Annotated in this window: 12 protein-coding genes; 6 read left to right on the plus strand and 6 right to left on the minus strand. The window is 69.1% G+C overall.

Translation table 11 applies throughout. The annotated features are described in order from the left end of the window. The first annotated feature begins 3 nt into the window (after positions 1-3). The 4 genes from HH310_RS36875 to HH310_RS36890 all read left to right on the plus strand — a co-directional run bounded on the left by HH310_RS36875 (position 4) and on the right by HH310_RS36890 (position 2,829). A complete protein-coding gene (locus HH310_RS36875) occupies positions 4-1,200 on the plus strand; it encodes a phosphoglycerate kinase (protein WP_169180370.1) in 1,197 nt (398 codons plus the stop codon). Then, a complete protein-coding gene (tpiA, locus tag HH310_RS36880; RefSeq protein WP_169180371.1) occupies positions 1,201-1,992 on the plus strand; it encodes a triose-phosphate isomerase in 792 nt (263 codons plus the stop codon). It abuts the gene before it with no gap. A 106-nt stretch (positions 1,993-2,098) separates the two neighbouring features. Next, the gene (gene secG / locus HH310_RS36885) at positions 2,099-2,356 is read left to right on the plus strand and encodes a preprotein translocase subunit SecG (protein WP_169180372.1); all 258 of its coding nucleotides are present in this window, start codon (positions 2,099-2,101) and stop codon (positions 2,354-2,356) included. 128 nt (positions 2,357-2,484) lie between these two features. Then, on the plus strand, positions 2,485-2,829 hold the full coding sequence (locus tag HH310_RS36890; RefSeq protein ID WP_169180373.1) for an RNA polymerase-binding protein RbpA: 345 nt from the start codon (positions 2,485-2,487) through the stop codon (positions 2,827-2,829). A 3-nt stretch (positions 2,830-2,832) separates the two neighbouring features. On the opposite strand, the gene HH310_RS36895 is transcribed toward HH310_RS36890, so the two are convergent. Beyond that, entirely contained in the window at positions 2,833-3,411 is a 579-nt protein-coding gene (locus HH310_RS36895; RefSeq protein WP_169180374.1) for an N-acetyltransferase, read from the minus strand. A gap of 33 nt (positions 3,412-3,444) precedes the next feature. Here HH310_RS36895 and HH310_RS36900 point away from each other — a divergent pair, with 33 nt between their 5' ends. Then, complete coding sequence (locus HH310_RS36900; RefSeq protein WP_169180375.1) at positions 3,445-3,852, plus strand: VOC family protein; 408 nt, start codon at positions 3,445-3,447, stop codon at positions 3,850-3,852. Here HH310_RS36900 and pgl read toward each other — a convergent pair. The 5 genes from pgl to tkt form a co-directional block, all read right to left on the minus strand. Then, positions 3,849-4,586, minus strand: coding sequence for a 6-phosphogluconolactonase (gene pgl, locus HH310_RS36905; RefSeq protein WP_169180376.1), 738 nt, complete (start codon positions 4,584-4,586; stop codon positions 3,849-3,851). The genes HH310_RS36900 and pgl overlap by 4 nt on opposite strands. A gap of 70 nt (positions 4,587-4,656) precedes the next feature. After that, positions 4,657-5,673, minus strand: a complete 1,017-nt coding sequence (locus HH310_RS36910; RefSeq protein ID WP_169180377.1) for a glucose-6-phosphate dehydrogenase assembly protein OpcA — start codon at positions 5,671-5,673, stop codon at positions 4,657-4,659. Next, complete coding sequence (gene zwf / locus HH310_RS36915; RefSeq protein WP_169180378.1) at positions 5,670-7,187, minus strand: glucose-6-phosphate dehydrogenase; 1,518 nt, start codon at positions 7,185-7,187, stop codon at positions 5,670-5,672. The genes HH310_RS36910 and zwf overlap by 4 nt, the downstream gene beginning before the upstream one ends. Before the next feature lie 98 nt (positions 7,188-7,285). Continuing rightward, positions 7,286-8,407 (minus strand): transaldolase, encoded by a 1,122-nt coding sequence (tal, locus tag HH310_RS36920; protein WP_169180379.1) that lies wholly within the window; start codon positions 8,405-8,407, stop codon positions 7,286-7,288. Between the two features lie 36 nt (positions 8,408-8,443). Beyond that, positions 8,444-10,573 carry a transketolase gene (gene tkt, locus HH310_RS36925; RefSeq protein ID WP_169180380.1) on the minus strand — a complete coding sequence of 710 codons (2,130 nt, stop codon included), beginning with the start codon at positions 10,571-10,573 and terminating at the stop codon, positions 8,444-8,446. A 260-nt stretch (positions 10,574-10,833) separates the two neighbouring features. On the opposite strand from tkt, the gene HH310_RS36930 reads away from it, so the two are divergent. Then, positions 10,834-11,790: a heme o synthase gene (locus HH310_RS36930; RefSeq protein ID WP_169180389.1), complete on the plus strand. Its 957-nt coding sequence runs from the start codon at positions 10,834-10,836 to the stop codon at positions 11,788-11,790. Positions 11,791-12,247 lie beyond the last annotated feature (457 nt).

Genomic DNA, 12,247 nt, shown 5'->3' on the forward strand with positions numbered 1-12,247 from the left:
GCTTTGAAGACTCTCGACGACCTGCTCGGCGAGGGTGTGTCGGGTCGGCGTGTGCTCGTGCGCGCCGACCTGAACGTCCCGTTCGACAAGACCGAACCCGGTGTGATCACCGACGACGGCCGGGCCCGCGCGGTGCTGCCGACGCTGATCGCCCTGCGTGACGCGGGCGCCCGGGTGATCGTGTGCTCGCACCTGGGCCGTCCCAAGGGCGCGCCCGACCCGAAATACACGCTCGCGCCCGTCGCCACCCGTCTGGCCGAGCTGCTCGGCACCCCCGTGGTCTTCGCCGCCGACACCATCGGTGACGACGCCCAGACCAAGGCGTCCGAGTTGTCCGACGGCGGCGTCCTGCTGCTGGAGAACCTTCGCTTCAACGAGGGCGAAACCGCCAAGGACGATGCCGTACGCGTCGCCTTCGCCGAGCAGCTGGCCGCGTTCGCCGACTACTACGTCGACGACGCGTTCGGCGCCGTGCACCGCAAGCACGCCTCGGTGTACGACGTGCCGGCGCTGCTCCCGCACTACGCGGGCGGCCTGGTCCTGCGCGAGGTCGAGGTCCTGCGCCGGGTGAGCGAGAGCCCCGAGCAGCCGTACGTGGTGGTCCTCGGCGGTTCGAAGGTGTCCGACAAGCTGGCCGTGATCAAGGCGCTGCTGCCGAAGGTCGACAAGCTCCTGGTCGGCGGCGGCATGTGCTTCACCTTCCTCAAGGCCCAGGGCCACGAGGTGGGCAAGTCGCTGCTCGAGGAGGACATGGTCGCGACCTGCCGTGACCTGATCTCCGAGGCCCAGGGCCGGATCGTGCTGCCGGTCGACATCGTCGCCGCGACGGCGTTCGACGCCGCGGCCGAGCACGACGTGGTGCAGGCTTCCGAGATCCCGGCCGACCGGCTCGGGCTGGACATCGGTCCCGCCTCGGTGACGCTGTTCAACGAGGCGATCGCCGGCGCGAAGACGGTGTTCTGGAACGGCCCGATGGGCGTCTTCGAGCTGGCGCCGTTCGCGGCCGGCACCCGGGGCGTCGCCGAGGCCATCACCAAGATTGACGGCTTCTCGGTCGTGGGCGGCGGTGACTCGGCCGCGGCCGTGCGCACGCTGGGCCTCGACGAGAGCGGATTTGGGCACATCTCCACCGGCGGTGGAGCGTCCCTGGAATATCTGGAAGGAAAGAAGCTCCCCGGCGTCGAAGCACTGGAGAGGTAAATGGCAGAACCGGCGCGACGGCCCCTGATGGCCGGCAACTGGAAGATGAACCTCAATCATTTCGAGGCGAATCTGCTCGTTCAGAAGCTTGCTGCGAGTCTCAACGAGAAGGTCCTCACCGAGATCGAGGTGGCAGTCCTGCCACCGTTCACCGATCTGCGAACGGTGCAGACCGCGGTTGACGGCGACAAACTCCGGATCGTGTACGGGGCGCAGGACGTTTCCGTTCACAAATCCGGGGCGTACACGGGGGAGATCTCCGGTGCGATGCTGGAGAAGCTCGGCTGCACGTACGTGCTGGCCGGGCATTCCGAGCGCCGGCAATACCATCATGAGACCGACGCGCTGGTCAACGCCAAGGTGAAGGCGGCGTTCGCGGCCGGGATCACCCCGATCCTCTGCGTGGGCGAGCGTGATTTCGTGCGCGAGGCGGGCGACCACATCACGCACTGCGTCCAGATGGTCGAGGGTGGCCTGGCCGGGCTCACCGCCGATCAGGTCAAGCGGGTCGTCATCGCGTACGAGCCGGTCTGGGCCATCGGTACCGGCAAGACGGCGACGCCGGAGGACGCGGAGGAGATGTGCCACGCGGTCCGCGAGTGCGTCGCGAAGCAGCACGGCGCCGAGGTGGCCGACGAGGTCCGCATCCTGTACGGCGGGTCGGTCAAGGCCGCCAACATCGCGGCCCTGATGGCCGAGCCGGACGTGGACGGCGCGCTGGTCGGCGGCGCGAGCCTGGACGCCGAGGAGTTTGCCAAGATCGTGCGGTACCGGGAGCACATCGTCCGCTGAAGTCGCTGGTGTGCCCGGACCGCAGTCGTGTCCGGGCACACGGTATTGTTGCTGTGCTGCAGCGCCCTCTAGAAGAGGGCCGCCCTTCGAGAGGATCCGACCGGCCATGCCGATGTGGTTCGCGTACACGTTGATCGTGCTGCTGGTCATCACCAGCATTTTGCTAACGCTGCTGATCCTGCTGCACCGCGGCAAGGGCGGCGGTATGTCGAGCATGTTCGGCGGCGGCGTCACGTCGAGCCTCGCCGGCTCCTCGGTGGCGGAGAAAAACCTGGACCGCTACACCGTTCTGGTGGGCGTGATCTGGTTCGCCTGCATCGTCGGTCTGGGGCTTTGGCTGCGCACCGCGGTGCCGTCTTCCTGACCTTCGGCAAAGAGTCGTAGAATACGCCGCGCGTCCGGTTCGGCCGGACGCGCGGTGTTTTTGTTTCCCCATGTCACGGCCATGTTTCCGGCCGTCGATGCAACGCCCTCGAGACAGGAGTGACGTCCGTGTCCAGTGGCAGTGCGATCCGCGGAAGTCGCGTCGGGTCGAGCCCGATGCGACCCGACGAGCGCAGCGAACCCGCCCCGCGCCGGCAGGTCACCTACTTCTGTGCCGCGGGCCACGACAGCCAGGTGCTGTTCGCGGCCGACGTGCCGGCGCCGGAGACCTGGGACTGCCCGCGTTGCGGCCAGCCCGCCGGGCTCGACTCGGAGAACCCGCCGGGACGCTTGCGCGCCGAGCCGTACAAGTCGCATCTGGCGTACGTCAAGGAGCGCCGCTCGGAGGAGGACGGCGCCAAGATCCTGGAGGAGGCGCTGGCCAAGGTCCGCCAGCGCCGCGGCCGGGGCTAGGCGTCAGGCGATCCGGCGCACCAGTGTCGTGCCGGACTCGTCCAGCGGCGTGAAGCCCAGCCGGTCGTAGAAGGCGCGGGCCGGCTTGTTGTCGGGGGACACCCCCAGATGCACGCCGCCGACGCCGGCCGCGCGCAGGCCGCTCAGGAACGCCTCCATCAGCCGCCGGCCGAAGCCGCGACCCTGCGCCTCCGGCAGCAGGTCGATGTGCAGGTGCGCCGGATATTCGGGCAGCGTCGGCTGCTCCGGGTGGTGCAGCCGCCACAGCAGACCGGCGTCGCGCGGGTCGCCCTCCGGGTGCCGGCCGGCGACGACCGGCAGCCACTCCGCGCGGAAGCGCCGGACGAAACGCTCGGTGTCGGCCGTGCCGATGATGTAGCCGACCGCCCGCCCGGTGCCGTCGTCCAGGATGTGCGCGTGCTCCGGCTCCAGCGTCACGTAGGGCGCGGCGTAGACGTCGCCCAGCAACGTGTCGGAGCTGAAGTGCCCGCGCGCGTCCAGGCCGTTGTCGCCGGTGCGCACGCAGATGTCGTAAACCGCGTCCAGGTCTTGCTTGCCGTACGGGCGAATGATCGGTTGCACGTCGCGAGCTTAGTTTTCTGCCACCATGAGGCGATGAACTGGACACTCGAAGTCGTCATCGTCCCCGTTTCCGACATCGACCGTGCCAAGTCCTTCTACGCCGACCAGCTCGGCTTCGCCGTCGACCACGACACCGTGATCAGCGACGACATCCGGATCGTGCAGCTCACCCCGCCGGGCAGCGGCTGCTCGATCGTCATCGGCAAGGGCGCGGTGCCGGACATGGCGCCCGGCTCGCTGAAGGGGCTGCAGCTGGTGGTGAACGACATCGAGACCGCGCACGCCGAGCTCAGCAAGCGCGGCGTGGCGGTCAGCGAGGTGCAGATGATGGGCCCGAAGTCGGAGCCGCCGCTGCAGCCGCTGGACAATGTCGGATTCGTCTTCTTCGCCGACCCCGACGGCAACGGCTGGGCCGTGCAGCAGATCTCCGCCCGCGATTAAGCCTTCGCCACGTTCGCGGCGGCCGCCCGGTCGAGCAGCCAGTACGTCTTCGTGGTGCCGGTGGCGTGCGCCGCGGGCAGCAGCTTGTCGCCGTTGAGGGCCCGGCCCACCGCGTCCGTCTTGTCCGGGCCGGCGGCGACCAGCCACACCTCGTCGGCGGTCTGGATCGTCGGCATCGTCAGCGTGACGCGGGTCGGCGGCGGCTTCGGGCTGTTGAAGGTGGCCGCCGTGGTGCCGGTCTCGTTCAGCACCGGGTGCTCCGGGAACAGCGAGGCCACGTGACCGTCCTCGCCCACGCCGAGCATCAGCACGTCGAACGGGGGGACCTCGGCACCGCCGGTGGCCAGCTCGCGGGCGTACCGCGCGGCCGCCGCAGAGGCATCGTCGCCGTCCGGGCCGTCGGAGGCGGGCATGGCATGCACCCGGGCCGGATCAAGCGGCAGCGCGTCCAGCAGGGCGGCGCGCGCCTGCGTCTCGTTGCGGTCCGGGTCGCCGGCCGGCAGGAAACGCTCGTCGCCCCACCACAGGTCGACGCGGGCCCAGTCGATCGCGGCCGCCGCGGGCAGCTCCTTGATGGTGTGCAGCACCTTGCCGGCGATGCGGCCGCCGGTCAGCACGACGCTCGCGAAGCCGCGTTCGGCCTGCGCGTCGACGATCTTGGTGACCAGCCGGGACGCCACGGTCGCCGCCAGGATGTCGGCGTCGGGTACCACGACGACCAGAGTCTTGCTCACGGGTTCGTCTCCTCAATTGATGCGGGCCGCCCGCCGAACGGCGGACGGCCCTTTTCTCCAGCTGTGTCGCTTATGCGGCGGAGCCGCCGGGGCCCGCCATCGCACCGGCCTCGGCGCCCGCGCGGGCGGCCAGGGCCGGGTCTTTCCAGACGTGCACCCGGGAGGTCGGCTTGGCGTCCAGGCCGGTCACGCCGGCCATCGCGCCGAGGGCCTCGCCGTAGATCTGGTCGGCGTCCAGGCGGCGCAGCTCCTCGGCCAGCTCGTCGCCGACCGGCCGCTTCGGCAGCGGCATGTAGCGGTCCTCCTGGCCGGTACGGCTGAACAGCGCCGTGTTCTCCTCGCGGGTGACCGTGACGCAGTCGCCGTTCGCGCACTCGAGCTGCACCGAGTGCATGCGCGGGGAGCGGTCGCTGTACTCCCACGTCGGCACGATGCCGAGCCGGGACTGCAGCCAGCCGCTCATCAGCGCGGCGGTCGGGTCGGTCTTCGGCGCCACGATGGTCGCGCCGGTGACGCGCTCCTCGGTGGTGTCGAACGCGCCGGCCACCAGGGTGCGCCACAGCGTGATCCTGGTCCAGGTCAGGTCGGTGTCGCCGGGGGCGTAGTCGACCGCCCGCTGGCGCAGCGCGGCCACCGGGTCCGGCGCCAGCGCGGCGTCGGTGATGCGCCGATCCGCCACCACGCCCAGGAAGTCGTTCGCGATCATGTGCGGCGGCTCCTCGTGCCACCACGTCACGACCGGCACGTCCGGGGCGAGCAGCGGCATGACCACCGACTCGGCGTGCAGCGCGAGACGTCCGTACATGCGCATGACGACGGCCTCGGCCGGGCCGAGACGGCCGCCCACGACGATTTCCGCGTCCAGGCGGCTGCGGCCCTCCAGGTCGGAACGGACCACGATGAGCAGCCGGCACGGGTGCGCCGCCGCCGCGATCGTGGCGGCCGCCTCGGCCTCCCGGACCTTCTTCTCCTCCACCACCGCGACCAGGGTCAGGGCCAGACCGGACGCGACGCCGCCGGCGCTGCGCCGCTCGGCCGCCAGAGCCTTGACGACCTCGTTACCGGTGGTGTCCCACAAGCCGATCATGCACGCCTCCAAGCACGGCCCTCACGGGCCAGCATCTCGTCCGCGGCGCGCGGGCCCCACTCGCCGGCCCGGTACGGGTCCGGCTTGGTGTCCGCCCACGCCGCCTCCAGCGGGTCGATGACCCGCCAGGACTGCTCGACCTCGGAGGCGTCCGGGAACAGGGTCCGGTCGCCGACCAGCACGTCGAGCACCAATCGTTCGTACGCCTCGGGGCTGGACTCGGTGAACGCCTCGCCGTACTGGAAGTCCATCGCGATGTCGCGGACCTCCATCGTGGTGCCGGGCACCTTGGAACCGAACTTGAGCACCACGCCCTCGTCCGGCTGGACCCGGATGACCAGCTGGTTGTGGCCCAGCATCTCCACGTCGGCGGGGTCGAACGGCAGGTGCGGCGCGCGCTTGAACAGGATCGCGATCTCGGTCACCCGGCGCGGCATCCGCTTGCCGACCCGTACGTAGAACGGCACCTCGGCCCAGCGCCTGTTCTGGATGCCGAGGCGGACCGCCACGTACGTCTCGGTGGTGGAGTCGGACGGGATGTCCTTCTCCTCGAGGTAGCCCACCGCGCGCTCACCGGCCACCCAGCCGGGAAGGTACTGACCGCGGACCGAGCCCTTGGCGATGTCGCTGGGCAGGCTGATCGCGCGCAGCACCTTGAGCTTCTCGGCCCGCACCTCCTGCGGGTCGAAGGAGGTCGGCTCCTCCATGCCCACCAGGGCGAGCAGCTGCAGGAGGTGGTTCTGCAGCACGTCGCGGGCGGCGCCGGACGCGTCGTAGAACGCGGCCCGGGTGCCGATGCCGACGTCCTCGGCCATGGTGATCTGCACCGAGTCGACGTACTTCGAGTTCCACACCGGCTCGAACAAGCTGTTCGCGAACCGGAGGGCCATGATGTTCTGGACCGTCTCCTTGCCCAGGTAGTGGTCGATGCGGTACACGTCCTGCGGCGTGAAGACCTCGTCCACCAGCTGGTTCAGCGAGATCGCGGTCTGCAGATCGTTGCCGAACGGCTTCTCCACGACGACCCGGCGCCAGCCGCCGGACTTCGCGTTGTCGGCCATCCCGGTACGCGCGAGCTGGTTGAGCACCAGCGGGAACGCGGCCGGCGGGATGGAGAAGTAGAAGGCGGCGTTACCCGGGATGCCGTTGCGCTCGCGCAGGTCGTCCAGGGTCGCGGCCAGGTGGTCGAAGGCGGCGTCGTCGTCGAACGAGCCGGGGACGAACTGGAACTGGCTCGCCAGCCGCTGCCAGACGTCCTCGCGCCACGGGGTTCGGGCGCCTTTCTTTGCCGCTTCGTAGGCCAGGGACTCGAAATCGCCGTCGCCCCAGTCGCGGCGGGCGAAGCCCAGAACCACGAAACCGGGCGGCAGGAGACCGCGGTTGGCCAAGTCGTAAACGGCCGGGATGAGCTTCTTTCGAGACAGGTCACCGGTGACTCCGAAGATCACCAGAGCACAGGGCTCCGGGATCCGGGGGAGCCTGCGGTCCTGTGCGGTACGCAGCGGATTGCCCACGGGTTCATCCTGCCAGTAATCAGTGTCGTGCAGGTGTCTTACGGCTTGCTCGGCCGGGGCTCGCCAAGCGCGCGCCCCGGCCGATTTTTCGTGCTATATCAGGCGGCGTCGGTGGTGCCGGCCTTGAGCGACTTGGCGACGCCCCCCTGGAGCTCCACCCAGCTCGCCTCGAACTTCTCGACGCCCTCGTCCTCCAGGGTCTGGAAGACGTCGTCGAGGTCGATGCCGGCGGCCCGCAGGTCGGCGAAGACCTTCTTGGCGTCGGCGTAGTGCGCGGTGATCGCGTCCTTGCGGGTCTCGCCGTGGTCGGCGAACGCGTGGATCACCGGCTCCGGCATGGTGTTGACGATCCCGGGAGCCACCAGCTCCTCGACGTAGATCACGTCGCGGTACTCCGGGTTCTTCGTCGAGGTGGAGGCCCACAGCGGGCGCTGCGGGAGCGCGCCGGCCGCGGCCAGCGCCTTCCAGCGGTCGGAGGAGAACACCTCGGTGTACGCCTCGTACGCGAGCTGCGCGTTGGCGATGGCGGCCTTGCCCCGCAGCGCCTTCGCGGCGTCCGAGCCGATCTTGTCGAGGCGCTTGTCCACCTCGGTGTCCACGCGCGAGACGAAGAACGATGCCACCGACGCCATCTTGGTGACGTCGTGGCCGTTGGCCTTGGCCTTCTCCATGCCGGCCAGGAACGCGTCCATGACCTGGCGGTAACGCTCGATCGAGAAGATCAGCGTGACGTTGACGCTGATGCCCTCGGCCAGGGTGTCGGTGATCGCGGGCAGGCCGGCGGCCGTCGCCGGGATCTTGATGAACAGGTTCTCCCGGTCCACCAGCCACCACAGCGTCTTGGCCTCGGCCACGGTGGCCGCGGTCTCGTGCGCCTTGCGGGGGTCGACCTCGATGGAGACGCGGCCGTCGACGCCGTTCGAGGCGTCGTACGCCGGGCGCAGCACGTCGCAGGCGTTCCGGACGTCCTTCGCCGTCATCAGGCGAATGGCTTCCTCGACCGTCACCTGCTGCGCCGCGAGGTCCTTGACCTGGTCCTCGTACGCGTCGGCGTCGGACAGCGCCTTCTGGAAGATCGTCGGGTTGGTGGTAACCCCGACGACGTGCTGCTCACGGCGCAGCTTGTCGAGCGAGCCGGTGGTGATCCGGACCCGGGAGAGATCATCGAGCCAAACCGCCACACCCGCGGCGGAGAGTTCGGCCAGCCTGTCGGTGGTCATCTTGCTACTCCTTCTTCTGTTGCTGCGCAGTGCGGCTCAGTTGCCGGTCGTGTGACCGGTGATCTCGCCCACCTTGGCCAGGGAGGCGTTGGCCTTCGCCACCACGTTGTCCGCGGTGAAGCCGAACTGCTCGAAAAGAATCTTGGCAGGCGCGCTGGCGCCGTAGTGCTCGATGCTCACCGGCTCGCCCGCATCTCCAAGAATGCGGTCCCAGCTCATCCGGATGCCAGCCTCGACCGTCACACGTGCCTTGACCCCGCGCGGGATGACTTCCTGCTGGTAGGCCAGCGGCTGCGCGTAGAACCACTCCTGGCAGGGCATCGACACCACTCGAGTCGGGGTGCCCTCCGCCTCGAGCCGCTCCTGGGCGGTCAGGCAGTACTGCACCTCGGAGCCGGTGCCGATGAGGATCACCTTCGGCTCGCCGTTCGATGCGTCCGAAAGCACATATCCGCCCTTGAGGGTGCCCTCGGCCGACGCGTACTTCGAGCGGTCGATCGTGGGGAGGTTCTGCCGGCTCAGCGCGAGCGCGGTCGGCGTGTCGGTGTGCTCCAGAGCACCCCGCCAGGCGTACGCGGTCTCGTTGGCGTCCGCCGGGCGAACCACGTTCAGGCCGGGGATCGCGCGCAGCGCCGACAGCGACTCGACGGGCTGGTGCGTCGGGCCGTCCTCGCCGAGGCCGATCGAGTCGTGCGTGTACACGAAGATGCTCGGCAGCTTCATCAGCGCGGCCAGCCGGACGGCGCCGCGCATGTAGTCGCTGAACATCAGGAACGTTCCGCCGTACGGGCGGGTCGCGCCGTGCGCCACGATGCCGTTGAGGATCGCGCCCATGCCGTGCTCGCGGATGCCGAAGTGCATCGTGCGGCCGTACTCGTTACCCGGGAACGCCTTGGTCGCGTACTCGGCCGGGATGAACGACGGCTCGCCCTTCATCGTCGTGTTGTTGCTCTCCGCGAGGTCGGCCGAGCCGCCCCACAGCTCCGGCAGCACCGGCGCGAGGGCGTTCAGGACCTGCTGCGAGGCGGCGCGGGTGGCGATGCCCTTGGGGTCCGCGGGGAACTCGGGAAGCGACTTCTCCCAGTCGTTCGGCAGCTGGTGCGCGGTCACGCGGTCCCAGAGCGCGCTGCGCTCGGGGTTGCTCTTCGCCCAGGCCGCGTGGTTCTTGCTCCACTCGGCGTGCTGCTCGCGGCCACGCTCGGCGACGGCGCGGGTGTGCTCCAGCACCTTCGGGTCGACGTCGAACGACACGTTCGGGTCGAAGCCGAGGATCTCCTTGGTGGCCTTGACCTCGTCGGCGCCCAGCGCGGAGCCGTGCACCTTGCCGGTGTTCTGCTTGTTCGGCGCCGGCCAGCCGATGATCGTCTTCAGCACGATGAACGACGGCTTGTCGGTCACCGCCTGGGCGGCCTGCACGGCCTGCCACAGCGCCTCGACGTCCTCGTTGTAGTCGCCCTTGGCCGGGTCACCCTTGCGCCACGAGACCGTCTGGACATGCCAGCCGTACGCCTCGTAGCGCGCGCCGACATCCTCGCTCTTGGCGATACGGGTGTCGTCCTCGATGGAGATCTCGTTGTCGTCGTAGATGACCGTGAGGTTGCCGAGCTTCTGCACCGCGGCGATGGCGCTGGACTCGTGGCTGATGCCCTCCTCGATGTCACCGTCCGACGCGATCACGTAGACGTTGTGATCGAACAGGGACTGACCCGAATCGGTCGACGGGTCGAAGAGACCGCGCTCACGCCGGGTGGCCATCGCCATACCCACGGCGTTGCTGATGCCCTGACCCAGCGGGCCGGTGGTGATCTCGACGCCCGGGGTGTGCCCGTACTCGGGGTGACCGGGGGTGAGCGACTCCCACTGGCGCAGGGAGGCGAGGTCATCCAACGACAGGCTGTAACCACTGAGGTAAAGCTGAATGTAGAGAGTGAGGCTGGAGTGTCCGGCGGAGAGCACGAACCGGTCCCGGCCGGGCCAGTGCGGGTCCGTCGGGTCGTGCCGCATCACCCGGTTGAACAGGAGATATGCGGCCGGCGCCAGGCTCATGGCGGTGCCGGGATGACCGTTACCGGCCTTCTCGACGGCATCCATGGCCAGGACCCGGACGGTGTCCACCGCTTTGCGGTCTAGGTCGGACCAATTGAGAGCATGATCTTTGGCAGCCACGTCGGTTGTGCTCCTCGGGCAATTTAATGAGGGACCCTTTTGAGGTTGACCCTATCCACTTGCCGTAAACCCTCGCCGGGGGAACGGCCCACGCGCATACGCTGTGAGCGGACACGCCGCGTGTGACGCCCTGCACCTTGCCCGGGTGGCCGGAGCAGCGCAGACGGCTGAGCGTAGTCTGTCCGAGCGCGCCGCCGGTCAGCAGCCGGCAACGGTCGTGTCTTGGCAGTGCCGATGCCGGAAGGTGGCAGTCCGTGAGCATGATCACCGAGCGTCCCGTCCATGGGCGGCCGCCGGTCGTTCGGGAACGCGCCGCTGACGCGGCAAGTTCCGAAACGCGCCGCGATCTCATCGCTGTGTTCCGTGCCTACCTGGCGCTGACCAAGCCGCAGATCGTCGAGTTGCTCCTGGTAACGACCATCCCGACCATGATGGTGGCCGCCGGTGGGTGGCCTGACCTGCGCACTCTTATCGTGGTGCTGGTCGGTGGGGGGCTTGCCGGGGGTGCCGCGAGCGCCCTGAACTGCTATATCGATCGCGACATCGACGAATTGATGCGCCGTACGAAACGGCGCCCGCTACCGGCACACAGCGTGACGCCCAGAGCGGTTCTGATCTTCGGACTGACGCTGGCCGTGATCTCCGTCGCAATGATGGCGGTGTTCACAAACTGGTTGGCAACGGCCCTGACCGCGGGCGCGATCTTCTACTACGACGTCGTCTACACGCTGTGGCTCAAGCGCCGCACCCCGGCGAACACGTTCTGGGGCGGCATCTGCGGCGCGGCCCCGGTGATCATCGGCTGGGCGGCCGTGACCGGCACGGTGTCGGCTCTGGGCTGGGTGCTTTTCGCCGTTGTGTTCTTTTGGCAGATGCCGCACTTCTACGCATTGGCCATCAAGTACAAGGACGACTACGCCCGCGCCGGCGTCCCGATGTTGCCCGTCGTGCGCTCGATGAACCGGGTGAACGCCGAGATCGCCTTGTTCACCGTGTTAACCGTCGTGTCGTCGCTCGCGGCGTGGCCGCTCGGGCTCGGCTGGGCGTACGGCCTGACCGCGATCGTGACCGGCGCGCTGTTCCTGCGCGAGGCCTACCTGCTGGTCCGCCGCACCCGCCGCGGCGAGCCGGCCAAGCCGATGCGGCTGTTCCACTGGTCCATCACGTACTTGACGATCCTCTTCGCCGCCGTCGCCGTCGACGCCCTGGTCCACTAGCCCGACAATTCCTGAGCTAAGTCGCCGGTCGAGGTGCGGCCACGGGCTGACTGGGCGCCCAGGGGGTGGGTCGGACGCAGCCCACCACGGTTGGTAGCGGTCCGTGGGGTCGGGTCGATGGGGTTTCCCGGCTGCGCCGCCGCTCGGCGTAGCCGGTTGAGCTGCGATGAGCTTCCGCCGACCTTGATCGTCACCTTGGGGCCCTGGGGCCGAGTCGATGCGTGACCGGCGGCTGTTGCATGCGTGACCGGGGGTTGCTGCGGCCGAGTGCATGCGTGACCTGGGGCCGCTGCGGCCGAGTGCATGCGTGAACCGGAGTCCGCTGCGGCTGACCCGTTGCGCAACCGGACGCCGCCGTGGCCGAGGAGGTCGCCATGGTCGGAACGGCGGCGCTCTGTGGCGCGTTGGACGTTCTCGCTAGATGGGGCATCGCGCCGACACCGTGGACTTTTCGCAG

The organism is Actinoplanes sp. TBRC 11911 (assembly GCF_012933445.1).
Lineage (GTDB): Bacteria > Actinomycetota > Actinomycetes > Mycobacteriales > Micromonosporaceae > Actinoplanes.